This is a genomic window from Paenibacillus sp. SEL1 (genome assembly GCF_054602535.1).
In genome coordinates, this window is the sequence record NZ_CM137723.1 from 3,568,781 (window position 1) to 3,595,273 (window position 26,493).

A 26,493-nucleotide genomic window follows, 5' to 3' on the forward strand; every position below is an offset into this window, starting at 1 on the left:
TTCCTGCTGGGATGTTCTCAATCATACCATATCGGCTTTAAGGCCAGAATGCAACCGTTCCTATTGCTGCAGACGTTCCGATGACCGCTCCTGCGAGTACATCCGTTGGGTAGTGAAGACCCAGATAAATTCGAGAAAAACCAACAATTGTCGCTACAGGCAACAGCAGCAATGTTAGCATCGGTGACTGTAGCATGAAAGGCACGGTAGCTGAAAAAATAGCGGTCGTGTGCCCTGAGGGAAAAGAATGGTCCGACAAGGGGTTGCGGAATGTATTTGTACCTGGTAGAGCCAAATACGGGCGAATCCGCGGGTACAGCTTTTTAACGATAGCTACGGGGATATGACTGACCCCGAGAGCGATGGCTCCCTTCATACCGGTATCTTTCCACGGATTCGGAGCGAGCCACCAAATAAGGAGTGTGGAGGCTATAGTAAAGGTAGCCCCGCCTAAATGTGTGAGATAATAAAGCCAGAAGTTCAAAAAACGGTTGTGTAAGCGTCCGTTGATCCATTTGAACAACTGCTGCTCCAGATTTACAAGTTTTACGACTAGACGTTGCATTTGGTTTCCTCCGGTTGCCGGTCCAGGTCAGTCGGCAAATATTTTGAGTCATTTTGACATAATCAGACCATAAGTAATTATTCTCTTGCTCTCATCATATTTTTAAACGCTGTTCATTTCAAGAATCACTAAAGATTCAAACTTACTTGGTTCAATTCTACACAAAAATGTTAATGGAATATAAGCCAAATTGTATAACTTTCTTTGCGTTCATCCGTCTAATAAGATAGAGTGTTTAGAAGTGGTTGCTAATTGGCCCACAAAAAGGAGGGACCAAAGAAATAAAAAGTTAGCAAATGGATGAAAATAAGACCTAAGCGTCATCAATGAGAAGACCAGCGCCGCATTCCCGGTTCAAACGGGAGTTTGTTGTGTTTTTTTGCTGCTGAGACCGGTTTAAGGGCTTTGACAAAAGATTGAAAACCAACGAAAATCGTAATGGCATTCCTGTGTCAGCCAAAAGGGGGCTGCACACAGCCAATGAAGAAAGCAAGGGTCGGGTCAAAAACTACAGAAAAGGCGCGCAAAGCGCCGCAACTTGCGCTACACAGATAGAAAACAAACAAACGCAAGATTTTAAGGGGTATAAAAAAGGGGGTAACAAGAGATCATGTTAGACGCTATTTTCGTGACACTCCAGATTATACTGGCGGTGATCGCAGTCTATCAGTTTGCATTCTCCTTGTTCGGATTGGTTCGCAAGAAAAGGAAAGAGCACGCGGCTCCAGAAAAATCATTTGCCATTTTAGTCGCTGCCCACAATGAAGAACAGGTTGTCGGAGCATTGATGGAAAATTTGAAGCAACTTGATTATCCGAAGGAACTTTACGATGTGTTCGTAATCTGTGATAACTGTACAGATAAGACTGCGGACATCGTTCGCGCTCACGGCATGAATGCTTGTGAACGTACGAATCCGAATCTGCGTGGTAAAGGCTACGCTATTGAGTGGATGCTCAAGGAATTATGGGCTATGCCGCGCCAATATGATGCCATTGTCATGTTTGATGCTGACAATTTGGCGCATACCAATTTCTTGAGTGAAATGAACAATGATCTGTGCACAGGTGCCCGTGTTATTCAGGGGTACATTGATACTAAGAATCCTGAGGATTCTTGGATTACAGCGGCATACGGGGTATCTTATTGGTACATCAACCGTTTGTGGCAGCTGTCACGTCACAATCTGAACATGGCTAATTTCCTCGGTGGTACAGGCATGTGCTTTGAAACAAATCTGCTTAAGGAAATGGGCTGGGGTGCAACAAGTCTCGTAGAGGATTTGGAATTCACCATGCGCTGCACACAACGCAACGTATATCCAAGATTTAATTACGATGCCAAGGTATATGATGAAAAGCCGTTGACGTTCAAAGCTTCGTCCAGACAGCGTCTGCGCTGGATGCAAGGTCATTTCACGGTTGCTCGTCGTTATTTCTTCCCGTTGCTGTGGCAAAGTATCAAGCATAGAAGCCTGATTAAATTCGATATGGCTCTTTATGGTCTAAACGTGTATATCGTACTGCTCACCTTCTTGATGACAGTAGCTATGTGGATAGATATTGCGTTATTTGGTGGACCTAATATCGAAAATATTTATGTGCAATTCCCGGCTTGGACCGGTGCTATAGCTGTGGGTCTGAATATTGCTACCTTTGTGATCGCGATGATTTTGGAAAAGGTCACGTTCAAAAAAGTATATCTGTACCTGCTGCTATTCCCGGTATATCTGGTCTCGTGGTATCCGATTACGTTCTATGCGTTCTTTACACAGAACAACAAGCAATGGAGCCATACCCAGCATACGCGTGTCGTTCGCCTGGAAGAGGTTCAGAGCAAGCAAGGTTAATTGGACGGTAAAATAGGACTGAAGATCGGTGTCATTCATTTTTTATTAAAGTGTTGACACCTCGATTGCACCGTGATAAGATATTTGAGTATGTTAATTGAAAAGTATGGATTAATAAGTAGAAGGTCCGACTTCTCACCTGCCCGGTATTGCCGGCTGGTCATGATCCAATGATTTGTGAATTGAACTTTCATGATGAATTGAGTATCAAACAGGGATGTCGGCTGTATAGTCGTCATCCCTTTTTTGTGCTTAAACACAATACAACAATAACAGGTTCTGGAGGTGGAGGGTTATTAGTAAGGAACATATGATCAATGATGAGATTCGGGTGAGAGAAGTACGTCTAGTTGGTGCGAATGGGGAACAAATCGGGATTACACCGACGCGTGAAGCTTTGCAAATGGCGATTGACGCAAACTTGGATCTCGTAAACGTGGCGCCTCAAGCGAAGCCGCCCGTGTGTCGGATTATGGATTACGGTAAATTCCGCTATGAGCAACAGAAGAAAGAAAAGGAAGCCCGTAAAAACCAGAAGATCGTTGACATCAAAGAGGTATGGTTCCGTTCCAACATCGAGGAACATGACTACCAAACCAAGTTTCGCAATGTGGTAAAGTTCCTGAATGAAGGGGACAAGGTGAAATGCTCCGTTCGTTTCCGCGGTCGTGAAATTACCCATGCTAATGTGGGTCAAAAAATTCTCGAACGTGTGAAATTGGAAGTTGCTGATCTTTGTACCGTGGAGCGCCAACCCAAGCTCGAAGGACGCAGCATGATTATGATATTGGCTCCAAAGAGTCAATGACAAATTAAGGAGGAAGTTCAATGCCTAAAATGAAAACACATAGCAGCCTTAAAGGCCGCTTCAAAATTACCGGTACTGGTAAAGTAATGCGTTACAAAGCTTACAAAAACCATTTGCTTTCCCACAAATCCAAACGTGCAAAACGCGTTCTGGGTACTAACCCTGAGATGGCACCTGGGGACGTTAAGCGTCTGAAACAAGGTCTTGCTAACCTGAAATAGCACTAGCACTGCAATGAATGAAGCATAAACATTATTTGGGAGGTCTATTGATATGGCAAGAGTAAAGGGCGGATTCGTCGTTCGTCGTCGTCATAAAAAAGTATTGAAGCTTGCTAAAGGTTATTTTGGTTCCAAACACCGCATTTTTAAAACAGCTAACGAGCAGGTAATGAAATCGCTTGTTTACGCATACCGTGACCGTCGTCAGACGAAACGTAACTTCCGTAGACTGTGGATCGTGCGTATCAACGCAGCAGCTCGTTTGAACGGTTTGTCTTACAGCAAATTGATGCACGGCCTGAAATTGGCTGGTGTGGACATTAACCGCAAAATCTTGGCTGATCTTGCAGTCAATGATATTAATGCATTCAACTCTTTGGCAACTGTTGCTAAAGGCAAAATCAACGCTTAATTATTAATAATGAAGGCGTGGAAACCGCGAAAGCGGTAAAAAGGTATCCCAAGCAGTACGCTGTGTAGGGATGCCTTTTTTTGTACATACTCAATGTTACGGAAAAGACTTCGTTTTCTCCAAAATACGAATAAATATGACGTGAGATGGAAGAATGTATGTTTTTTTTAACTTTGTAACGCTTACATTGATGAGATTTTAAAAAAAATTGACCCAAGGTTATTAATTGTCTAGATTTTAGCCGATCATAATTGTATAATCTCTAAAGTAAGTCTTCTGTACGATCTGTCTCGTCAGTAAATGACATGCAATGAGCATGTACATGTTCAAAGAAAAGAGACAGTCCAGGGATCTAACACTAAGGGGGAACAGTATCAGCATGAAGAAAATGTTCAGTATGTCTTTGGTTATGCTGCTGGCGATCTCGGTCATTCTCGCAGGCTGCGGTAACAAAAATCAAGGGGCGTCCAACGCAAATGGTGGAGACACAGGTGGTTCTGCCAAAACATCGAATGTCCAAATCGGCATGGTTACAGATGTGGGTGGAGTAAACGACAAATCGTTTAACCAATCTGCTTGGGAGGCACTACAAGCCACTGAGAAAGAATCGGGCGTTAAAGTTAAATACCTGCAAAGTAAATCCGATCAAGATTATATTCCTAACCTGAACCAATTTGTTAAGGGTGATTTTAACCTGACTTGGGGAATCGGTTTTAATCTGGCGAATGCGATTGGACAAGTAGCGAAAGACAACCCAAGCAAGAATTTGGCGATCATTGACAGTGTCGTGGATGCGCCTAACGTAAAATCGGTTGTTTTTGCTGAAAATGAAGGTTCCTTCTTGGTGGGGGTTGTAGCTGGTAAGCTTACCAAAACAAACAAAATAGGTTTTGTGGGTGGACAAGACAGCCCATTGATCAAACGTTTTGAAAAAGGATTCGAAGCAGGAATTAAAGCTGTAAATCCAAATGCAAAATTGGAAGTTAACTACACAGGTGCATTTGATAAGCCGGACCTGGGTAAAGCAGCAGCTGCGACGATCTATAACAGCGGTGCGGATATTATTTTCCATGCAGCTGGCGGATCTGGTACAGGTGTATTTAATGAAGCACTCGCACGTAAGCAACAAGGTCAGCAAGTATGGGTTATTGGCGTAGATAAAGACCAATCACTTGAGTTTGGTGACGACGTAACATTGACTTCGATGGTAAAACGTGTAGATGAAGCTGTAAAACGCGTATCTAAAGAAGTAATTGATGGTAAATTTAAGGGTGGTGTCGAGACACTGGCTCTGAAGGATAATGGTATTGGTTTGGCAGACACATCAACGAAAAACGTACCTAAAGACGTGCTTGATCTTGTAGAACAATACAAGCAAAAAATTATTAAGGGCGAAATTACAGTTCCTTCGAAATAAGTTTTGGCTTGAAGAACATAGAAGTAGCGACAAGGCTGGTTCATAAGACTAGCCTTGTTCTTACGTCTGGAGTTATATGGATTATAACGGGCAAAATCAGCTCATTGGAGCACATACTATAAAGTGTATAAGGGTGATCTCATGGATGCAGCGACCCCCGTCGTTGAGTTAAAGCAAATTACAAAACGATTCCCCGGCATCGTTGCCAACGACTCCATCAGCATCAAGCTGCATAAGGGAGAAATTCATGCCCTTTTGGGTGAGAATGGCGCGGGTAAATCTACGCTTATGAATATTCTTTTCGGACTGTATCAGCCGGATGAAGGGACAATTGAAATCGGAGGTAAACCCGTACAGATTGATAGTCCAAATAAGGCGATTGATCTGGGGATTGGCATGGTGCATCAGCATTTTAAACTCGTACAGCCGTTTACCGTTACCGAAAATATTGTCCTGGGCTCGGAGCCACGTAAGGGTCTGAAAATCAATTATAAAAAGGCTGCCGCAGAAGTACAGCGGTTGTCTGAGCAGTACGGTCTTCAGGTAAATCCGAATGCCAAAATTGAGGATATATCTGTTGGTATGCAGCAACGTGTAGAAATTATCAAAACGCTCTATCGCGGTGCAGATATTCTGATTTTCGATGAGCCTACAGCTGTACTGACACCGCAGGAGATCACTGAGTTGCTGGATATTATGAAGCGCTTGGTCGCTGAAGGCAAATCAATTATTCTTATTACTCATAAACTTAAAGAAATCATGCAAATTGCAGATACCGTTACGATCATTCGCCGAGGTCAGGTTATTGATACGGTCAAGACGTCTGAAACAACACCAAATGAGCTGGCTGAGAAAATGGTGGGCCGTCGCGTGTCCTTTAAAGTGGACAAGCAGCTTGCGCAACCAGGACAAACAGTACTGGAAATGAACAATGTAATTTCTAAAAACAAGGATGGCATTAATGTTCTAAATGAGTTGAACCTGCAGGTCAAGGCGGGCGAGATTTTGGGGATTGCCGGAGTAGATGGAAATGGACAGAGTGAGCTGATTGAAGCTTTGACAGGCTTACGCAAGGTGGATGGCGGAAGCATTCGTTTGCTCGGACAAGAGGTGGCCAATCAGCCACCGCGCAAAATTTCAGAGGCAGGCGTTTCCCATATACCAGAAGACCGTCATAAGCATGGGCTGGTGCTCGATTTTTCTATGAGTGAAAATATGGTACTGGAGACGTATTACCAGGCGCCTTACAGTAAAAATGGCTTCTTGAACAAAGATGCTATAGAGAAACAGGCCAAAAGTCTTATCGAAAAGTTTGATGTAAGAACACCGGATATTCACACGAAGGCAAGAGCATTATCTGGTGGGAACCAGCAGAAGGCTATCATTGCGCGTGAAATTGATAAAAATCCAGACCTTCTCATTGCAGCACAGCCTACACGCGGTCTGGATGTCGGAGCTATTGAATTTGTCCAGAAACAACTGATTGCCCAGCGGGACCAAGGTAAAGCTGTGTTGCTCATATCTTTTGAACTGGATGAGATTATGAATGTATCCGACCGAATTGCTGTCATCTATGAGGGCAAGATTGTCGGGGAAGTGCTGCCAGAAGAAACGAATGACCAGGAACTGGGACTGATGATGGCAGGAAGTGCAGTGAAGAAAGGAGTAGAGAATGGCTAATCTATTGAAAATATTCACAAAAGACTCCTTTGTACTGGCGCTGGTCTCTATTATTTTGGGTCTCCTTCTGGGTGCTATTGTGATGCTGATTGGCGGGTATGACCCTATTGTGGCCTATTCTGCTTTGTTTAGCCGTGTTTACGGAGATTCTTATAACTTTGGAGAGGCTATCCGTGAGATGACTCCGCTGGTTTTAACGGGGTTGGCATTTGCTTTTGCGGCCCGCGCCGGATTGTTTAATATTGGCGGCGAAGGTCAGTTTCTGGTAGGTATGACAGCTGCTTCGATTGTGGGCATTAAACTCCATGGGTTGCCAGCTATCATTCATGCACCGTTGGCTGTGATTGCAGGTGCAGTTTTCGGAGGTCTGTGGGCTGCGATTGCTGGCTATTTGAAGGCCAAACGAGGCGTGAATGAAGTTATTACATGTATTATGATGAACTGGATCGGTCTGTATTTGGCTAATTTGGTGATCAATCAGTTCGCACTTATGGAAGGTGAAAATCGTTCTGTGGATATTCAGCCTTCTGCTTCAATTTCCATCGAATGGCTGTCCCAGATGATGGGGAATGCTCGGGTACATTGGGGTACAGTTATTGCAGTGCTGGCGGCAGTCTTTTTCTACATTTTCATGTGGAAAACAAAGCAAGGCTATGAGCTTCGGGCTGTCGGATTTAATCAGGATGCATCCCGCTATGCAGGTATGAATGTAAATCGTAATATCATAAAAGCGATGTTTATTAGTGGAGTTTTTGCCGGATTGGCAGGCGCCTTTGAAGTACTGGGAGTATTCCATTATCAATCTGTCATGGCAGGATCACCGGGAACCGGCTTTGACGGTATCGCTGTAGCTCTGATTGGGATGAATAACCCATTCGGTGTGCTGCTCGGTTCTGTTTTGTTCGGAACGCTTACGTATGGTTCTGCGGGGATGAGCTTTAGCGCAGATGTACCGCCCGAAATTATCCGGGTTGTCATTGGCTCGATTATTTTCTTCATTGCGGCCCAAGGTATTGTACGTTGGGTTGTGAAGCCGCTCTACTCCAAGCGGAAGAAAGAGAAGGTGTTGTAAAATGAGTTGGTTAACACTTGGTGAATTAATCCATACAACGCTCGTTTTTGCGACGGCGATTATTTTTGCGTCTCTCGGCGGAGTTTTTTCAGAAAAATCCGGTGTAACGAACCTCGGGTTGGAAGGACTTATGGTATTTGGAGCGTTTGCAGCGGGTGTTGGCGGATTTTATGCCGAGCAAGCTGGACTAGGAGGCACCTCTGCGGCTTGGGTAGGTGTGCTGTCAGCTGCGGTGTTCGGTATTCTGGTTTCGCTAATTCATGCTGTAGCCTCTGTTACGTTTAAAGCTGATCAGGTAATAAGTGGTATAGTTATCAACTTTTTAGCAGCAGGTAGTACACTGTACATGGTCAAGCTTTTATTTGAGGGTGATGGTGACACGGGTCGGATCCAGGGTTTCAACGAAATATCCATCCCTTACCTTGTGGATATTCCGATTGCAGGAAAAGCCTTTTTCCAAGCCTATCCAACGACATACTTAGCCATTCTATTAGTTATTATTGGCTATTTTACTTTGTATAAAACACCGTTTGGCTTGCGTTTGCGTTCCGTTGGGGAGCATCCAGGAGCGGCCGATACAGTGGGTATTAAAGTAAATCGTCTTCGGTATATTGGTGTTATGATCAGTGGGGCGTTGGCTGGTATTGGTGGAGCTACCATCACCCTGACTACAACCAATATGTTCTCGCACAATACAGTTTCGGGGCAGGGATATATTGCTATTGCCGCTATGATTTTCGGTAAATGGAATCCGCTCGGCGCTTTTGGCGCAGCAGTGTTTTTTGGTTTTTCACAAGCCATTCGCAACTATGTGCAGCTGTTCGCATGGTCCCAAAGTATTCCCCAGGAAATTATTTTTATGTTGCCATATCTCCTGACGATTATTGTACTGGTAGCGGCTGTCGGACGTTCACGTGCTCCGGCCGCTTTGGGTCAACTTTATGATCCAAGCAAGCGTTAAAAACTTATAAACAGCTGATGTGTATGTTTTGAAAATGTACATTGGTGTATAAAAAATCTGGTATCTGCATGTGCAGGTACCAGATTTTTTTATATTGTGCAGGCATTTAAACATACGCCACTGGCATGAATGGAATAGACTGTGCTATGCAGATTGGACGGGACGCTCGGCCCCTGTCAGCTCCGGTCTATTTTGTGGTGGTGATGAGCTATCAAGGAGCCGTTCAATCTGTCCATCCGTTGAGAAAGAAGGAGGAAATACGATGAAACAGGCAGTAACCAGAAAGCAGGTGGAGAAGCTTGTTGGCAAAGTCATCTTTGCTACTCGCAAGGATGGTTCCCAGGTCAGCGGCAAGCTGATTCGCATTTCGGGTAACCGACTGGTTCTTCAACCAAACCGCAAGAAAAAAGTAAACACGAAGGCGATTATTCCTCTGGTGCTGTTTGACTTGCTTGCCATCGGCACAGCTCCATACATTGGTGCCTATGGTGGGGGATATGGTGGCTACGGTCCAGGTTATGGAGGACCAGGATATGGTCCGCAGCCAGGCCCGTATACAGACGGGGGGTACCCCGGAGTAGGATATCCGTATTACCCTAATTTATTTTAGTCATACAAAATCTTGAGCTCGAAAAAGATACTTTTTACAGTGACTTTTCGAGTTCGTGGCATCGGCTCAGAGCTACGTAGCGCAGCATTTGATATTGATGACGCAGATAAAAATGGATCCCCCTGATATTGTCTTCGTCCACCATAACTTTAGCCCGCTTGCAGCGACGCAGTCGTCCGTAGTGTTCGGCATGCTCCAGCAGTTTTTTTCCGTATCGCATACCTTGATGAGCCGAAGAGATTGCGATCAAATCAATGTATAATAGTTCGCCATGCAGCATAACATGAATGAAGCCAACAACCTGTGCATTATCCGGTCTGCAAGCCACAAAAGTGATGCCCCGGTTTAAGCGCCGGGGTAATTCTTTGCGTATTTGTTCCATTTCTTGGGCACTTAAATGCGATAGGGGGACAAGCTCTTGCTCGATGAGACGAAAGATAATGCTGTCATCTTGATAGCTGCGTTTTCGAATCATAAACGGGCCTCCTTTTCTACCCTTTTAACAAGATAAGACGTGGCTTTGAAGGAGTGTACTGTCTCACCGTGTGGTCTTTTTTATAATATGCGGGTACCTCTTACAAGCGTGCGACTCTGAGGTGCTTCAGAAAAGAAACATAAATTTTTATGAAATATGGGTATTGACTATCCCAGATGAGAGACATATAATGTGTCTAAACATTTGAAAGAATGACATGAACTCAACGGCAATGAAGAGGACGAAGTGATTAGGGCTCTTTTGTTCAGAGAGTGAGGCATTAGCTGCAAGCTTCACCAAAATCCCTTTTTAACGAGCTCACCTTGGAGCTGTTTTCCTGAAAAGTATTTGGGCCCGATGATATTAACGGTGCGCTGAATCACCTATTAGGGAAAATCGTACGGTCTACGTTACAGACGCCAGATATGGAGATCCTTTGTGATTTCTGTACCTGCCAAGGTTCGATATTGCGAAATATCGGGCAAACACGGGTGGTACCACGGAAGCTACAGCCTTTCGTCCCTCAGTAACAGCAAGTCTGTTCTAGGGATGAAAGGTTTTTTTGTTTTTACAAATGTCAGATGCATGTAAATTTTGTAAAGGAGGATGACCAATGAGTGCACAAATTCCTGAAGTTAGGTCAACCAATGAATTACGTGAAAAGTGGATGAAGCCTGAAGTGATTACAGGTTCGGAAATTTTACTCCGTAGCCTGTTGCTGGAGGGAGTAGATTGTGTCTTCGGATATCCTGGTGGTGCAGTGCTTTATATCTATGATGCCATGTATGGCTTTAAGGATTTCAAGCATGTCCTCACTCGTCACGAGCAAGGAGCTATTCATGCGGCAGATGGTTATGCACGGGCGAGCGGTAAAGTGGGTGTCTGTATCGCGACTTCCGGACCTGGAGCGACAAACCTGGTAACTGGTATTGCGACGGCTTTTATGGATTCAGTGCCGTTAGTGGTCATCACGGGTAACGTTATATCTTCCCTGATCGGTACGGATGCTTTCCAGGAAGCCGATATCACGGGAATTACAATGCCGATTACGAAGCACAGCTATCTGGTAAGAGATGTGGAGGATCTGCCGCGAATCATCCATGAGGCATTTCATATTGCCAACACAGGGCGCAAGGGACCGGTGCTGATTGATATTCCGAAGGATATTTCTGCAGCCCAGACGTTGTTTGTTCCACAAACGGAACCTGTGACCATGCGGGGTTATAACCCGAAAGTGATACCCAACAAAATTCAACTAGACAAGCTAACTCAAGCTATTTCCGAAGCAGAACGTCCATTCATTCTGGCAGGTGGAGGAGTTGTATACTCCGGTGGACATGAAGCACTCTACGAGTTTGTTCGTAAAACGGAAATTCCTATTACGACAACATTGCTCGGATTGGGTGGTTTCCCAAGTGGACATGAACTGTGGACGGGGATGCCGGGGATGCATGGAACATACACCTCCAATCAAGCGATTCAACAGTCAGATCTGTTGATCTGTATCGGAGCCCGCTTCGATGATCGGGTAACAGGCAAGTTGGATGGGTTTGCTCCTCAAGCTAAAATCGTCCACATTGATATCGACCCTGCTGAAATTGGAAAAAATGTTGCAGCAGATATTCCTATCGTGGGTGACGTGAAGGCAGTGCTGGAATTGCTGAATCAGGATGTGAAACGTGCGGATCGAGCTGATGCATGGAGAGCGCAAATTCAGCATTGGAAGAAAGAGAAACCTTATTCATATAAGGATTCTGAAACGGTGCTTAAACCACAATGGGTTGTTGAGTTGTTGGATGAAACGACCAAGGGCGGCGCAATCGTAACGACGGACGTGGGACAGCATCAAATGTGGGCAGCACAGTATTACAAATTCAATCAGCCACGTTCATGGGTCACCTCTGGTGGACTCGGTACGATGGGATTTGGTTTCCCTTCTGCAATCGGTGCTCAGATGGCAAATCCTGACAGATTGGTAATATCGATTAACGGGGACGGCGGTATGCAGATGTGTTCGCAGGAATTAGCCATCTGTGCAATTAATAACATTCCGGTTAAAATCGTAATTATCAACAACCAGGTTCTTGGAATGGTTCGCCAATGGCAGGAATTGATCTATAACAATCGGTATAGTCACATTGACCTGGCTGGAAGTCCGGATTTTGTGAAACTTGCCGAAGCATACGGAGTCAAAGGACTGCGTGCTACGAATAAGGAAGAGGCACGTCGGGCTTGGCAGGAGGCGCTTGATACACCCGGACCGGTCGTTGTCGAGTTTGTAGTCAGCAAGGAAGAGAATGTATATCCGATGGTGACGCAAGGTTCGACAATTGATCAAATGCTGATGGGGGACGAGTAAAATGACAACAAAAAATACCATTGCTGTACTGGTAAATGATCAACCCGGCGTTTTGCAACGTGTGTCCGGCCTGTTCGGTCGCCGAGGCTTTAACATTGAGAGCATAACTGTGGGACAATCGGAAGAAGTTGGATTATCCCGTATGGTCATTGTGACTGTAGGGGATGAGAACAACTTGGAGCAGATTGAAAAGCAGCTTTACAAGCTGGTTGATGTGATCAAGGTCATCGATCTCAGTTCCAAGCCGATGGTAGCTCGGGAATTGGCGATGATAAAGGTAAAGGCAGAACCGCCTCAGCGGCCAGAGATCATGGGTGTGGTAGAAACATTCAGAGCAGCTGTAATTGATGTTGGAACGACGAGCTTGATCGTACAGGTCATTGGCGATACAGAAAAAATTGATGCCATGATCGAGTTGTTGAAGCCTTACGGTATTCGGGAGTTGACTCGAACCGGGGTTACAGCTATGATACGTGGCAATGCTTAATATGGAGCTTTAACGAATTACCGCTTATAGCGCATTACATCAATAAAGAACCGCCCGCATAAGAGCGGGGGCTCGAAGAGATTTTTAGATACTGAGCACGAGGGAAAGTCTCTTGGGGTACCCGCTCATTATGAAGGGTCCAATTAAAAGGAGGAAATTAACCATGGCAGTTACAACGTACTACGAAAAAGATGCAGAACTCAGCGTATTGAAAGGAAAGACAGTGGCCGTTATTGGTTACGGTAGCCAAGGACATGCTCAAGCACAAAACTTGCGTGACAGTGGTGTGAATGTTGTTATTGGTTTGCGTGAAGGCAAATCAGCTGATGTCGCAAGAAACGACGGTTTTGAAGTTCTGAACGTAGCTGATGCAACAAGCCGTGCAGATGTGGTTCAAATTTTGTTACCTGATGAAACTCAAGCTTCTGTGTACAAAAATGAAATTGAACCTAACCTGAAAAAAGGCGCAGCTCTTTTGTTCTCCCATGGTTTCAACGTTCATTTTGGACAAATCGTAGCTCCTAAAGATAGCGATGTATTGCTGGTTGCTCCAAAATCCCCAGGACATATGGTACGTCGTACCTATGTAGAAGGGTTTGGAGTACCGGGGTTGATCGCAATTGAGCAGGACGCAACGGGTCAAGCCAAAGAAATCGGTCTTGCATACGCAAAAGGCATTGGCTGTACACGTGCGGGCGTAATTGAAACCTCCTTCCGTGAAGAAACGGAGACGGATCTGTTCGGTGAGCAGGCGGTATTGTGTGGCGGCGTGAGCGCACTCGTAAAAGCGGGCTTTGAAACATTGACTGAAGCAGGTTATGCTCCTGAGATGGCATACTTTGAATGCTTGCATGAGCTTAAGCTGATCGTTGACTTGATGTATGAAGGTGGATTGGCAACGATGCGTGATTCCATCAGTAATACAGCGGAATATGGCGATTATGTAACTGGACCACGCGTGGTAACGGAAGATACGAAGAAAGCCATGAAGGATGTATTGACTGACATTCAACAAGGTAAATTTGCTCGTGACTTCATCCTTGAAAATCAATCTGGACGTGCATTCCTGACGGCTACTCGTCGTAATGAAGCTAACCATCCGATTGAAGTGGTGGGCGGACAATTGCGTGAAATGATGCATTGGATCAAAAAGTAATAATCTTTTGTACTATGAACTCGACAACATGAATTATTTATAAATATTAATTACAATGCGGCCCTGCTTATTGCGTGAGCCGCATTGTAATTTAAGGGTCCTAATCCTGAGGAGGTGCGTTAGGTTGCGCAAAATATATATATTTGACACAACGTTGAGAGACGGAGAACAGTCACCTGGCGTGAACTTGAATACTCGTGAGAAAGTGGAGATCGCTCATCAGTTGGAGAAGCTGGGAATCGATCGTATGGAGGCTGGGTTCCCGGCTGCTTCTCCGGGTGATCTGGCGGCTGTTAATGCAGTAGCAAAAGCTGTGAAAAATTCGACGGTTATTGGTCTTTCGCGTGCAAGGGAACAGGATATTGATGCGGTTCGCGAGGCACTCAAGGGAGCTCAGGACCCGTGTATCCATATCTTTTTGGCAACTTCTCCTATTCACCGTCAGCATAAGCTGCGGATGGAGAAGGCACAGGTATTGGAAACTGCTCGTGCTGCCATACGCTATGGGTTGAAATATTTGCCTAAAGTGGAGTTTTCTTTGGAGGATGCAGGTCGTACAGAGCTTGATTTTGTGGTTGAAATGGTTACCATGGCTGTACAGGAAGGGGCTTCTGTCGTCAACATTCCAGATACGGTAGGTTACTTGACACCCTACGAGTATGGAAATATATTCAAACACATTAAGGAAAATGTGGTCGATGTGGAGAAGATTCAATTGAGTGCACATTGCCACAATGACCTGGGAATGGCTACTGCTAATACACTCGCTGCCATCCTGAACGGTGCGGATCAGATCGAGGGAACCATTAACGGTATTGGTGAACGCGCTGGAAACACGGCCATTGAGGAAATCGCCATGGCACTGGAGACGAGACAGGAATTTTTCCAGGCCAAAACATCTCTGCAATTGTCTGAAATTGCGCGCACGAGTCGTTTGGTTAGCCGTTTGACGGGGATGGTCGTGCCGGGCAACAAGGCGATTGTTGGAGCCAATGCTTTTGCGCACGAATCAGGTATTCATCAGGACGGCATGCTGAAAGAGAAAACGACCTATGAAATCATGACACCAGAAAGTATCGGTCTAAAAGAAAGCAAGCTGGTACTCGGTAAGCACTCAGGTCGTCATGCTTTCCGTGAGCGTTTGATCGAGTTGGGCTACGAATTGAGTGAAGAAGATCTGAATCGCGCTTTTGGGCAGTTCAAGGACTTGGCTGATAAGAAAAAGGAAGTTTCGGACGATGATATTTTGGCATTGCTGGAAGAAAAATTGGCCGATGCACCTGAAGTCTTTAAGCTGGAAACGATTTTTGTTACCTATGGAAACAAGGCTACGCCTTCCGCACAAGTACGTCTGGTTAACGATGAAGGTCAGGTTATCGAGACAGAAGCTGAAGGAAATGGTTCAGTCGATGCGATCTACAATGCGATTGACCAAGCCAGCAGCGAAAGCGTTGTACTTTCAGATTACTCCATCAAGTCAGTTACACATGGTAAGGACGCCCTGGGTGAAGTCCATGTAGTGCTGACGCAAAACGGACTGTCTGTGCAGGGACGCGGGGTAAGTACCGATATTCTGGAAGCAAGTGCTCGGGCTTACGTAGATGCGCTAAATGGTTTGATCGACAAGCGTAAAAATTACAGTAATCGCGTAGATTATAAATCTTAATTTTATGCAGACTTAAGAGTTGGATATATACAGGATCGGATGTTTCCGGTCCTGTTTTCTTTTTCTCTGATGAAAAAATCAGCTTATAGGCTGTGCCTATTGAATTGATAGATTCTATATCTTGGTCAAAGTCCTGCCATGTATGTTACAAAGAAGGTATGAAAAATACGGTTGTATAGCTGTATAACAAGAGGAGTGTACGTGATGGCAGACGTTAAAAAGATTGCGGTAATAGCGGGAGATGGAATTGGACCTGAAGTGGTCGCAGAGGCAGAGAAAATTTTGAAACGTACGGAAGAAGTGTTCGGCCTTTCATTTGAAACGGAGCATGCGCTGTTTGGTGGGATTGCGATTGATAAGAAGGGGACACCATTGCCGGAAGAAACACTGGCAGTATGTCAATCTGCAGATGCCGTTCTGCTGGGAGCCGTAGGAGGACCCCAATGGGACAACAATCCAAAGGAACTTCGTCCTGAAACTGGACTGCTGGGCATTCGTAAAGAGCTCGGTCTGTTTTCGAATCTTCGTCCTGCTGTCGTCTTTGACTGTCTCAAGGACGCATCTACATTGAAACCGGAAGTGTTGGAAGGAACGGACCTGATCGTGGTGCGCGAACTGACAGGCGGAATTTATTTCGGTGAGAAGTTCAGACGAGAAAGTCCTCAGGGTGAGGAAGCAGTCGATACTTGTGCATATAATGTAACAGAAGTAGAGCGTATAGTGCGCCAATCTTTCGAAATTGCACAAAAACGTCGCAAGAAACTTGCATCGGTGGATAAGGCTAATGTACTGGAAACCTCCCGTTTATGGCGTGAAGTCGTTAACCGGGTTGCTGTAGACTACCCGGATGTCGAGCTGGAGCATGTATTGGTTGATAACTGCGCCATGCAATTGCTGCGTCGTCCATCTAGCTTTGACGTCATCGTGACGGAAAATATGTTTGGTGACATTCTCAGTGATGAAGCGGCTATGCTGACCGGATCCATCGGCATGCTCTCCTCCGCATCACTTGGAGAAGGCAGCTTCGGCCTATACGAGCCGGTACATGGCTCGGCGCCTGACATTGCAGGTCAAGGGCTGGCGAATCCTATCGCAACGATTTTGTCCGTTGCTTTGATGTTCCGTCTCACCTTCGGGTACGAGAAGGCAGCTGATGCCATTGAGAAAGCGGTAGCTGAGGTATTGGATGCAGGGCACCGTACGGCGGATATTGCGGTGGATAAATCTCAAGCGATCTCGACAACTCAAATGGGCGATCTGATCGCAGCAGCTATTCGTTAAAAGCTCCGTAAATCACCTGTTCTGAAAAAAAGCTTCCTATTATATAGTAAGGTTATACAGTACAGCCTTTTCGACAAATGTTTAGCACAGTAGCTCCTGAGCAATCAGGAGCTACTTGTATATTCAAAAGTTAAAAATGTGAATAAACCGTGAATTTTTAAGCTAGTTTAAAATAATTATAAAAAAGTAATGGTTATAATGTTGACTTTGATTTCAGTGAATGATAACATTTATCAAGTAAGTTGTTCATTACAATACAGATGATTGAGGAAAACACATTCGGTGTTTTTCTTACATATTTTAAAGGAGGATTTCATTATTATGGCAGAAAGATTGGTAGGAAGACCCGCCCCTGATTTTGCATTGGAAACAGTGACTGGAGACGGTCAAGAATTTGGTTCGGTGAAGCTTTCCGATTACCGTGGCAAGTGGCTCGTATTTTTCTTCTATCCACTGGATTTCACTTTTGTGTGCCCTACGGAAATTACAGCGTTGAGCGATGCTGCTGACCAATTCAAAGAGCTGGATACTGAAATTCTGGGTATCAGTGTAGACTCCGTGCACAGCCACAAAGCATGGATCAACACAGCTAAAGAAAACAATGGTCTGGGCAAACTGAACTTCCCATTGGCTTCTGACATCACGAAAAAAACAGCGAGCGATTATGGCGTTCTGATCGAAGAAGAAGGCGTTGCATTGCGCGGCTTGTTCATCATTGATCCAGAAGGCGAATTGAAATATCAAGTGGTTAACCACAACGACGTAGGCCGCAGTGTGGAAGAAACTTTGCGTGTACTGCAAGCTTTGCAATCCGGTGGCTTGTGCCCAATGAACTGGAAACCAGGCGATCAAAATCTGTAATATAAGCTTCACAAGTTGAAATTAAACAAGCAAGCCCCCAACTAGCGGTTACTCTGCCGTTATTGGGGGCTTGCTTGCCTGCTCTGTGCAGCGCAAGATGTGAGGATGTCCAGTTTAAATGAGACAAATAGAGTGAAGTAACAAATAATTATGGAAATGTTGTTGTGTTCTGGAGGAATTTTGCCTGATGAAAGCGAATAAGGTATTGTAGAAGATAAACAAGGCAGAACAGGTTTTGTTCAGAGGAGGCTGAGCCCGGATGAGTTATTGCTGTGGAGCAAGCATGGTAGGAACCAAGGGAACGCTGAAGCATTACCGCACCCAAGTTCATAATGTTCCTTTGCTGTTTTGCCCGGTATGTCGTCGCATTGAAGTTCATTATAAAGTCGAAAATGAGTATGAAATTCTGGCTGAATATGCACATGGAGATGGGGCAACCGAGATTGATTTTCAGGATTATGTCATGGAAGACGATGATACGATATTTGAAAATTGTGTGAATCGTGAAAGTGAAGATGCGTTTGAAATTGTGAAGCGTCAAATTGACATATCTCTGGATTTATTGATGGTAGCCAAACAGATGAATGATGAAAAATGGCAGGGAGAGCTTAAGAGAAGACTGGCCGTTATGAGCCAAAGACGATCCCGACTTCAACATAATAAGAGCGGCAGTTGACATCCTACACACCAAAGAAGCTCTCAATTCTGGAGAGCTTCTTTGGTGTGTAGGGCGCTTGTTCCTAACGTAATCTTTCATTTTGGTAATGTTGCGCAGATATTATGACGAAAGAAAACAGGATAAAAATGTGGATTCGACACTTTTTCCGATTGACTGCGATCCTTAATCTTGTCTATCATAAAATAAGACTCGAATTGGAAAGAGATGGTCGGATTTCTGTGAAACTGTTTTCTACATCATTGAAGGGTAGTCGATAGATGCCTTTCTCTTCTTCAAGATTATTACGCGTCCGAAACGGCCAGTTTGTCATTCCGAAACAAGGGGGAAGCCTGGCATGATCAGTGAATTCCAAGAAGCCTTGCTTGATACCGTGGGAGCTTGTCCTTCCACACAGATCGCCAATAACAAGTATGAAAATGTGCTGGAGAACCTGGATAGTGGTATCATGCTGTTTGACAGTGACGGGGTACTGACCTTTATTAACGTGCAAATGGCGAAATTGCTGGAGCTACCACGGAGTTCGCTAGCAGGTCGCAATTTGATGCAAATTTTGCATCATCCTGAGTTAAGTCGGTTTAAGAAGAAGAAAATCATGCGGATTTATAAAGAAACTATCTTTCATAGAAAGCGCTATCACGAGTTGATTGATGAGTATGGTCGGCATTGGTTGATAACAGTGACCTATGGTGATCAGATGGATGGGGATTTTTTGTTTAGCGTCAAGGATGTGTCGGATTATAAGCAGATTGAGCAGACGGCGTATCAAAACGATAAGCTGGCGATGCTGGGACGCATCTCTGCCTCTATCGCCCATGAAATCCGTAACCCGCTTACCGCAATTCGGGGCTTTATTCAATTGCTTCGGCCACATTTGGTGGAGTTGGGCAGGGACGAGTATGCCCGCATTATATTAACAGAGATTGATCGTGCGAACGACATTATTTATGAGTTCTTAAATTCGTCCAAGCCTTCGGCTCCGCAAAAAACAGCTGTATCTGTGATGGGCTTGCTGAAAGAGGTAGTGATGCTGACAGAAAGCGAAGCATTAATGAAGGGTTGCCAGATTGCATTGGACGAAAATGATGAGCTCATGAAGGTTTCCATTGATGTGAAGCAGATTAAGCAGGTTATCCTCAATATGATTAAAAATGCGATGGATGCCATTGAAAGCATCAGTGGGGAACGAGAGGGCTTCATCGATATCCATACAGTGCTTGAGGGTAATTATGTCCACATTTGTATTGAAGATAACGGATTAGGTATGGATCACAATACATTGGCGCGTTTATTTGATCCTTTTTTTACAACAAAAGAAAGTGGAACCGGATTGGGATTGGCTGTGAGCTATCGAATTATCAAAAATCACGGAGGCTTCATACATGTAGACAGTAAACATGGAAGTGGCACACAATTCAAAATCACGCTTCCTGTAGTTTAATATGGGGAGGTTTTCGCAGAGGGGTCCTGTACATACTATTTCTTTTATGTTGTGCAGCGTTGGGGTATAGGTATCACCTTTTTGGAAAAGGTTGTCTGAAGCGCATAATCTGACAAGATGATGCGCTTTTTTGGTGCTGTAAGCTCGGTTATTTGCGTAAATGCGAAAATTAATTCATGAATTTAAGACAAAAAAATGATTCACCTTTCACAGATTAAATGCTATTATATACCAGAATACAACATTATTTTTGATACTATAGACTTAAACAACGGCTTCCAAAGCTGTCAAACGTCTTAGATGATCGGAATCTCCGATATGCAGGGGGCTGAAGAGGCTGAATGAGTATACGGCTGGAAGTAAAAAAAACGATAGGTATCGGCATTGCTTCGATAGTTTTGTTTGTCTTGGTTCAGTTATTTCACGTAACTTTGAATAAGATATACTCCCATAATGTTTTTTTCTTGTTATATCCGATTGTAGGATTTTCCTGTGCTGCGATTTGTTTTTCTATTTTTTATCAGTCCTGGTCCGTTTTACTGGAACAGTTATCCTTGCAGAGACTTTTTATTGCCCCGACGTTTTTGGTGGCTGGTCTGCTTTACCTTGTTCATATTGTTTCGTTTAGTTTCGTAAGCCTGACGGACTTTGCTTTGTCTCCGGGCATTTCGTTATGGCTGCTATTTGTAAATCGTGCCGTTACTTCTGTCTTGCTCTTATGTGTTTGTTTCCTCCCGTTTAGCAAGACGAAGTCTGAATACAAGACAGTGGCTTTGTGGGCAGGGATAGGCTGCACTTTGCTGATTCTAGGAGTTATTAAGACATTTGGTGCAGACTTACCGGATCTACGTATACGATACGAAATAGGCAACTTAGGCTGGACATTAAATCTGGCTGTCATGTTACTGCTTGTGCTCACTTTTATTTTCGGGGTGCGAAAATATCGGAAAGCCCGCCCGGCGGAGTTGGGCATGTTGCTTATTGTTCGTGGGATTGGGCTGTGTGTTGTGAGTCAGTTGTTCTATTTATTTTCTGAGCAAATGAGCGATATTAATCATCTTTTGGGACTTTTGATCAACGCGGTAGCATTTTATAATATGTTGAGCGGGCTGGTTCGGTTGATGATTCTGGTTCCTTATCGTGAAAAGCAGGCAGCAGAATCTGAGTTTAATCACATTGCCTATAATGATGATATAACAGGACTCCCCAATCGTCGTCGCCTTTCCCAACGCTTAGATAAAATATTGCGCAAATCATTGAAATCGGATGAGACAGTAGCGCTTTTAGTGCTAAATATTGATCGTTTCAAGGCGATTAATGATTCGCTTGGACATATGGCAGGGAATTATTTGCTGTATGCGGTAGGCGAACGCTTGGGGCATTTTAGCCATGAAGGGGAAGCTGTCTTTAGCATGGGCGGAGATGAATTTGCCTTTCTTCTAACGGGATACGAAGATACAGATGCTATGAGAAATCGTATTGATGATATGGTGAAGCTGTTCGATCAGCCTTTCGATATTAATGGCGAATCCTATCATGTGATGGTGAGTGTTGGTATAGCTTTATACCCGTTGGATGCGAATCAGAGCGAACAGCTTATTCAGCAGGCGGATACGGCTGTCCATAGTGCCAAAGAGCAGGGAGTGAATTTTCAGCGGTATGCTAGCGCGATGCAGATGCGAGCGCATGAAAGACTCCAGCTGGAAAATGATCTGCGGCGAGCGCTTGAAAATGAGGAATTTTCATTGGTATATCAACCACGTGTCCACCTGCAAAGTGGCGAGCTAACGAGTTTGGAGGCGCTGGTGCGATGGAATCATCCTCATCGTGGGATGGTGATGCCGGGCGATTTTATTCCGGTGGCTGAAGAAAGTGGTTTAATTGTGCCCTTGGGGGAATGGGTATTACGGGAGGCCTGTCTGCAAAATAAGCAATGGCAGGAGCTCGGGTACCCACCCATCCCGATTTCGGTCAATTTATCCATGCGCCAATTTCAGCAAAAAAAGCTGGTGGATGTCATTCGGGACATTTTGACCTATACGGAACTTGAAGCACGCTATCTAGAGCTTGAGATTACCGAAAGTATGACCCTTGATAAGGATCGGGCCTTTGAACAGTTGAAAAAAATAAAGGCTATTGGTGTCGCAATCAGTATTGATGATTTTGGAACTGGCTATAGCTCATTGCATTATTTGAAGAATCTCCCGATTGATCGTCTAAAAATTGACCGTTCCTTTGTAAATGAGGTACTGGTCGACAGCAAAAATGCGGCAATTGTATCTACTATTGCCTCCATGGCTCACCATTTGAAGCTGAAGGTTACGGCTGAAGGAGTGGAAAATGAGGAGCAGCTTCATTTTTTGCAGGCACAGGATTGTCATGAGGGTCAGGGATATTACTTTAGTCGCCCCATTCCTGCAGAAGTTTTTGAAAAATTGTTTTTACGTAAACCTATGAATTGGCTGGCTCAGGATAGTATGTAGTATGCTTGCATTTTGCTGAAAGGTAAGTTATACTAAATAACATCCTGATTCAGCTGGTTGACGATAGGTTAAGCGTGTCATACATAAGAATCGAGATGTTATAAAATGCGGGTGTAGTTCAATGGTAGAACTTCAGCCTTCCAAGCTGATAGCGTGGGTTCGATTCCCATCACCCGCTTACTGTTTTAAGAAGTTCGGAACCCTTGTGACACAGGGGTTTTTGTTTTGTTTGGAGCTAGATAAATGCATTATAGCCGGGGTGCCGACGGGGTATCACGGCTTTTTGCGTTCTTACGAACTATTTTTACATGGCTGCACAAAAATAAAATATAAAATATTTAGCTTAGATGCTATAAATAAACAGATAAAAAGAACTATTTACCAATTACTAAAAAATATGTATAGTCGGATTGTCGGGATTTAACTTAAAAAAGGATGGTGTAGCTGCAATGAGGAAAATTTCTTTTCTGTTTTTAGCATTAACTTTGATGCTGTTTACTTTTTCAGCAAGTTCTACGTTCGCCGCTGCTGATTTTCCAAATACGTCGACGAATGGAATGACTGGTTTTGCCGGACAGGCTAAAAGTGAAAATGGAGCTACAAAGCCTGCCACAACGGGGGGAAAAGGCGGTCAGGTCATTTATATCAATAATCTAAACGATTTGAAAAACCAGTTAGGGGATTCAACTCCTAAAATTCTGGTAATCGAAAAAAATATCTCTGCCTCCTCTAAAACCGTGGTTAACATTGGTTCCAACAAATCACTCATTGGTTCTTACGCGCAACACAAGCTGGTTAACATTCATTTGAAAACAACAAATAATTCGGGAAATGTGATCTTTCAAAATTTAACTTTTGAGCACAGTGCCAACATTAACGGTAACGATGACATCCAACTTTATCTCACTGCAGGTACAAATTATTGGATTGATCATATTACATTTGCAGGTCACAGTTATAATGCGAATGGCTCGGATCTGGACAAACTTTTGTACATAGGCCAATCGGCTGATTATGTAACCATTAGTAACTCCAAATTTGCTAATCATAAATATGGTCTCATTTTGGGATACCCTGATGATGGCAATAAAAATTATGATGGCATGCCCCATATCACGATTGCCAATAATTACTTTGAAAACTTACTTGTACGTGGCCCAGGGCTTATGAGATATGGATATTTCCATGTTAAAAATAATTATATTAATAATTTCCAGCTTGCTTACACCATTGCTACGAATGCAAGAATCTATTCTGAGTACAACTACTTTGGAAAAGGTAGTGAAAAGGGAGGTATTCTTGATGATAAAGCCAATGGCGAGTTTAAAGATGTGGGGAGTTTTCCCGCCATCAACAACCAAAAATCGCGTGTAACCAGCTGGAATCCAAGCAAAAACTATAGCTATCAGGTTCAGACTCCTGAATATACGAAAGAGTTTGTAACGAAATATGCAGGTTCGTCCAATACAACTTTGGTATTTGGAAAATAACGCGGGTTATTTGCAAATGCATTGTGATCTGCTATACTGACTGCAAGTAAGTATCCCATGAAAAGGAAGGTAACCATACGTCCGATGAAGTAAGCACACTGATTTTCCCACTTAACTGCACAGTTACTGGCAGGCGGCTGTAAGCTGCAACGGGAGAAGTGTGTCTGAAAATGAATGTAGGGACGTATGCGTTTATTCCGGAACGGGATTTGGCTTATTCGTTTACGGTATTATTTTTCATAAGCGTATGTTCTGAGACGATTCATAACAGTCATTCTATATTCCTTGTATGCAAGCCGCAGCCTTCTGCGGCTTTTTTTATTGCTTCCGGGGTCAAAAAACCGGACTGGGAAAGGATGATCGGTATGAGAACGATTTTGCGTATTCGCAATGTAGTAAAGGATTGGAACGGGACATCTTTATTTGAGAATGTGTCGTTGGATGTGATGGAAGGAGAACGGCTCGCACTGTTTGGAAGAAATGGAGCAGGTAAGACGACGCTATTGCGAATATTACTGGGAGATGAAGCGCCAACCTCTGGTCAAGTAGAGCATGATTTGCCACTGGAAGAGCGGGGCTGGCTGAAGCAGCAGGATACGGTGGATTGGTCTCGAACCGCACTGGAGGCCGCACAGCAGGCCAGCCCTCGGCATTGGCTTCTCAAGCAAGCGTTGGGACAGCTGGAAGCTGACCTAGCCGATGCTGGGGAGGATATGGAGCATCATCTGGAGCGTTACGGCGAACTGATGGATGAATACGAACGCCTGCAAGGCTTTGCCTGGGAGTCTGAGGTGGAAAAGGCGCTCACTCGAATGGGAATGCCTGTTCAGACGTGGTCCATTGCTTATGGTGACCTGAGTGGCGGACAGAAGACGAGAGTGCGATTAGCCGGACTCATGGTCAGGCAGCCGAAGCTGCTGGTGCTGGATGAGCCGACCAATCATTTGGATGCCGAAAGCTTGCTTTGGCTGGAGCAGTGGCTGTCCACGTATCCGGGAACACTGCTGTTTGTATCGCATGACAGAGCCTTTTTGGATCGGGTGGCTACGAGTATAGTTGAGCTCACTTCGACGGGTATTGGGCGCTATAAAGGCGGCTATAAGGAATATAAAGCGCAAAAGGAGCGAGAGCTGCGAGAGCAGGAAGCCAGCTATCGGAAGCAGGAACTCTCGAAACAGGCGCTGGAGGAAACGATTCGAAATTACAGGGAATGGTTTCATCAGGCACATCGTGGCGCATCCAAGGTTGAGATGGCCGTCACGCAGAGCTTTTATAAGGCCAAAGCTAAAAAAAATATTTCCCGTTATCATGCGAAGGAGAAGGAACTGGAGCGACTGGAGGCCAATAGAGTAGAGCAACCGCGTGAGGCTGCGTCTTTGCACATGAAATTAAGTGACAGCGGGTTTCAGGCAAAATATTTGCTGCGTGCTGAGCAGGTTGACTTTAGCTACAACGACCGTATCATTGTGAAAAATCTAAATCTGATCGTTGCACGTGGAGAGCGACTGGCTGTTCGCGGGCCCAATGGAATTGGTAAAACCACGCTGCTTCGGTTATTAACAGGTCAACTGGAGCCACAGACAGGAAAAATCACAACCAACCCACAGTTGAACATCGGATATTTTTCACAGGAGCTGGAGCAGCTTCCGGAGGATCAAACGTTGCTGGACAGTCTGCTTGCACTCCCGACGATGACTCAAACAGAAGCGAGAACGGTGTTGGGCTGCTTTCTTTTTGCGAAAGAAGACGTATTTAAAAGGATCGGGACACTCAGTATGGGAGAAAAATGCAGGGTAGCTTTTCTGCGTCTGTACTTTAGTGGAGCCAATCTGCTGGTGCTGGATGAACCCACGAATTATTTTGACATTGAAACCCGTGAAATTGTAGAGGATTCTTTGCGCAACTATGATGGAGCACTGGTGCTCGTCTCACATGATCGGGAGCTGGTGAGGTGCACGGCAACTCGGTTACTGGATATGAAGCCGGGGGGCGGATATGAAATCTATGAGGGGACAGCTGACGAAAAGCAAGAAGATGAGCGGAGCCGTCAACGGGAGCCAGAAGACCAGGAGCGGCGTGAGGAACGGCTTCGATTACAATTGCGTCTTACAGAGTTAATGGGAATGACGGGCACGAATGACGAAAACGAGAAGTTGTTGAGCGAAATCAGGCGCATTCGTGCAAATCTGGAGCGGTTGGATGATCTCGATATCTAAAGAAATGAAACGTATGCCCTGCTTGCCAAAGCGCGGTAGTTTGCATATAATAATGAACAATAGTTCGAATTTTTGAAAATGTCTTGATGGAGAAGAGTAGACAGTGTCCGATTGAACAGGGAGGAAGCGCCGTAGGATTGAGAGCGTTTCTGCAAATACTGGGCTGTTGAAGTTCGCTCCGGAGCAGTTCCTTGAACCTCAGACGCCATGTGAATGGCGAATGTGCAAGTAGGGGATACCGGTTCACGACCGTTACAACGTGTAGAGCGAGACGATGATGCATAGCATGAAAATCACCTGTAAGTAG

General features: G+C 44.6%; 22 protein-coding genes and 1 tRNA gene. 21 read left to right on the forward strand and 2 right to left on the reverse strand.

Annotation, left to right across the window (positions count from 1 at the left end; genetic code table 11):
* Window positions 1-37: 37 nt before the first annotated feature.
* Window positions 38-565: a phosphatase PAP2 family protein gene (locus ACYCSE_RS16330; protein WP_061829122.1), complete on the reverse strand. Its 528-nt coding sequence runs from the start codon at window positions 563-565 to the stop codon at window positions 38-40.
* Window positions 566-1,175: 610 nt separating this feature from the next.
* On the opposite strand from ACYCSE_RS16330, the gene ACYCSE_RS16335 reads away from it, so the two are divergent.
* From ACYCSE_RS16335 to ACYCSE_RS16375, 9 genes are all read left to right on the forward strand, one after another.
* Window positions 1,176-2,414, forward strand: coding sequence for a glycosyltransferase family 2 protein (locus tag ACYCSE_RS16335; RefSeq protein ID WP_103047663.1), 1,239 nt, complete (start codon window positions 1,176-1,178; stop codon window positions 2,412-2,414).
* Window positions 2,415-2,724: 310 nt separating this feature from the next.
* The gene (gene infC / locus ACYCSE_RS16340; protein WP_013309378.1) at window positions 2,725-3,222 is read left to right on the forward strand and encodes a translation initiation factor IF-3; all 498 of its coding nucleotides are present in this window, start codon (window positions 2,725-2,727) and stop codon (window positions 3,220-3,222) included.
* 20 nt (window positions 3,223-3,242) lie between these two features.
* A complete protein-coding gene (gene rpmI / locus ACYCSE_RS16345) occupies window positions 3,243-3,443 on the forward strand; it encodes a 50S ribosomal protein L35 (protein WP_013309379.1) in 201 nt (66 codons plus the stop codon).
* Between the two features lie 52 nt (window positions 3,444-3,495).
* Entirely contained in the window at window positions 3,496-3,855 is a 360-nt protein-coding gene (rplT, locus tag ACYCSE_RS16350; RefSeq protein ID WP_007429517.1) for a 50S ribosomal protein L20, read from the forward strand.
* Window positions 3,856-4,234: 379 nt separating this feature from the next.
* Window positions 4,235-5,272 carry a BMP family lipoprotein gene (locus tag ACYCSE_RS16355; RefSeq protein ID WP_061829124.1) on the forward strand — a complete coding sequence of 346 codons (1,038 nt, stop codon included), beginning with the start codon at window positions 4,235-4,237 and terminating at the stop codon, window positions 5,270-5,272.
* 141 nt (window positions 5,273-5,413) lie between these two features.
* The gene (locus ACYCSE_RS16360) at window positions 5,414-6,952 is read left to right on the forward strand and encodes an ABC transporter ATP-binding protein (protein ID WP_023987756.1); all 1,539 of its coding nucleotides are present in this window, start codon (window positions 5,414-5,416) and stop codon (window positions 6,950-6,952) included.
* Window positions 6,945-8,024, forward strand: a complete 1,080-nt coding sequence (locus ACYCSE_RS16365; protein ID WP_069291470.1) for an ABC transporter permease — start codon at window positions 6,945-6,947, stop codon at window positions 8,022-8,024. Before ACYCSE_RS16360 ends, ACYCSE_RS16365 begins: the two co-directional genes overlap by 8 nt.
* A gap of 1 nt (window position 8,025) precedes the next feature.
* Window positions 8,026-8,985 (forward strand): ABC transporter permease, encoded by a 960-nt coding sequence (locus ACYCSE_RS16370; protein ID WP_459698857.1) that lies wholly within the window; start codon window positions 8,026-8,028, stop codon window positions 8,983-8,985.
* 262 nt (window positions 8,986-9,247) lie between these two features.
* Window positions 9,248-9,595: a hypothetical protein gene (locus ACYCSE_RS16375; protein WP_023987757.1), complete on the forward strand. Its 348-nt coding sequence runs from the start codon at window positions 9,248-9,250 to the stop codon at window positions 9,593-9,595.
* A gap of 34 nt (window positions 9,596-9,629) precedes the next feature.
* Here the strand turns inward: ACYCSE_RS16375 and ACYCSE_RS16380 are convergent, their stop codons facing one another.
* Entirely contained in the window at window positions 9,630-10,070 is a 441-nt protein-coding gene (locus tag ACYCSE_RS16380; RefSeq protein WP_061829125.1) for a GNAT family N-acetyltransferase, read from the reverse strand.
* A 613-nt stretch (window positions 10,071-10,683) separates the two neighbouring features.
* Here ACYCSE_RS16380 and ilvB point away from each other — a divergent pair.
* The 12 genes from ilvB (at window position 10,684) to abc-f (ending at window position 26,186) form a co-directional block, all read left to right on the forward strand.
* Complete coding sequence (ilvB, locus tag ACYCSE_RS16385) at window positions 10,684-12,429, forward strand: biosynthetic-type acetolactate synthase large subunit (protein ID WP_061829126.1); 1,746 nt, start codon at window positions 10,684-10,686, stop codon at window positions 12,427-12,429.
* Window position 12,430: 1 nt separating this feature from the next.
* Window positions 12,431-12,916, forward strand: coding sequence for an acetolactate synthase small subunit (gene ilvN / locus ACYCSE_RS16390; protein WP_023987760.1), 486 nt, complete (start codon window positions 12,431-12,433; stop codon window positions 12,914-12,916).
* Window positions 12,917-13,079: 163 nt separating this feature from the next.
* Window positions 13,080-14,072: a ketol-acid reductoisomerase gene (gene ilvC, locus ACYCSE_RS16395; RefSeq protein WP_013309387.1), complete on the forward strand. Its 993-nt coding sequence runs from the start codon at window positions 13,080-13,082 to the stop codon at window positions 14,070-14,072.
* 124 nt (window positions 14,073-14,196) lie between these two features.
* Window positions 14,197-15,738, forward strand: coding sequence for a 2-isopropylmalate synthase (locus ACYCSE_RS16400; protein ID WP_165176169.1), 1,542 nt, complete (start codon window positions 14,197-14,199; stop codon window positions 15,736-15,738).
* A 204-nt stretch (window positions 15,739-15,942) separates the two neighbouring features.
* The gene (gene leuB, locus ACYCSE_RS16405; protein ID WP_076158045.1) at window positions 15,943-17,019 is read left to right on the forward strand and encodes a 3-isopropylmalate dehydrogenase; all 1,077 of its coding nucleotides are present in this window, start codon (window positions 15,943-15,945) and stop codon (window positions 17,017-17,019) included.
* Window positions 17,020-17,340: 321 nt separating this feature from the next.
* The gene (locus ACYCSE_RS16410; protein ID WP_023987763.1) at window positions 17,341-17,880 is read left to right on the forward strand and encodes a peroxiredoxin; all 540 of its coding nucleotides are present in this window, start codon (window positions 17,341-17,343) and stop codon (window positions 17,878-17,880) included.
* Between the two features lie 259 nt (window positions 17,881-18,139).
* The gene (locus tag ACYCSE_RS16415; RefSeq protein ID WP_013309391.1) at window positions 18,140-18,556 is read left to right on the forward strand and encodes a hypothetical protein; all 417 of its coding nucleotides are present in this window, start codon (window positions 18,140-18,142) and stop codon (window positions 18,554-18,556) included.
* A 337-nt stretch (window positions 18,557-18,893) separates the two neighbouring features.
* A complete protein-coding gene (locus ACYCSE_RS16420) occupies window positions 18,894-19,997 on the forward strand; it encodes an ATP-binding protein (protein ID WP_061829128.1) in 1,104 nt (367 codons plus the stop codon).
* A gap of 341 nt (window positions 19,998-20,338) precedes the next feature.
* Window positions 20,339-22,480 (forward strand): bifunctional diguanylate cyclase/phosphodiesterase, encoded by a 2,142-nt coding sequence (locus tag ACYCSE_RS16425; RefSeq protein WP_459698865.1) that lies wholly within the window; start codon window positions 20,339-20,341, stop codon window positions 22,478-22,480.
* A gap of 107 nt (window positions 22,481-22,587) precedes the next feature.
* Window positions 22,588-22,658 (forward strand) — tRNA-Gly (locus ACYCSE_RS16430).
* 310 nt (window positions 22,659-22,968) lie between these two features.
* On the forward strand, window positions 22,969-23,970 hold the full coding sequence (locus ACYCSE_RS16435) for a polysaccharide lyase family 1 protein (protein WP_254351431.1): 1,002 nt from the start codon (window positions 22,969-22,971) through the stop codon (window positions 23,968-23,970).
* A 365-nt stretch (window positions 23,971-24,335) separates the two neighbouring features.
* The gene (gene abc-f, locus ACYCSE_RS16440) at window positions 24,336-26,186 is read left to right on the forward strand and encodes a ribosomal protection-like ABC-F family protein (protein WP_459702535.1); all 1,851 of its coding nucleotides are present in this window, start codon (window positions 24,336-24,338) and stop codon (window positions 26,184-26,186) included.
* The last annotated feature ends 307 nt before the right edge of the window (window positions 26,187-26,493 follow it).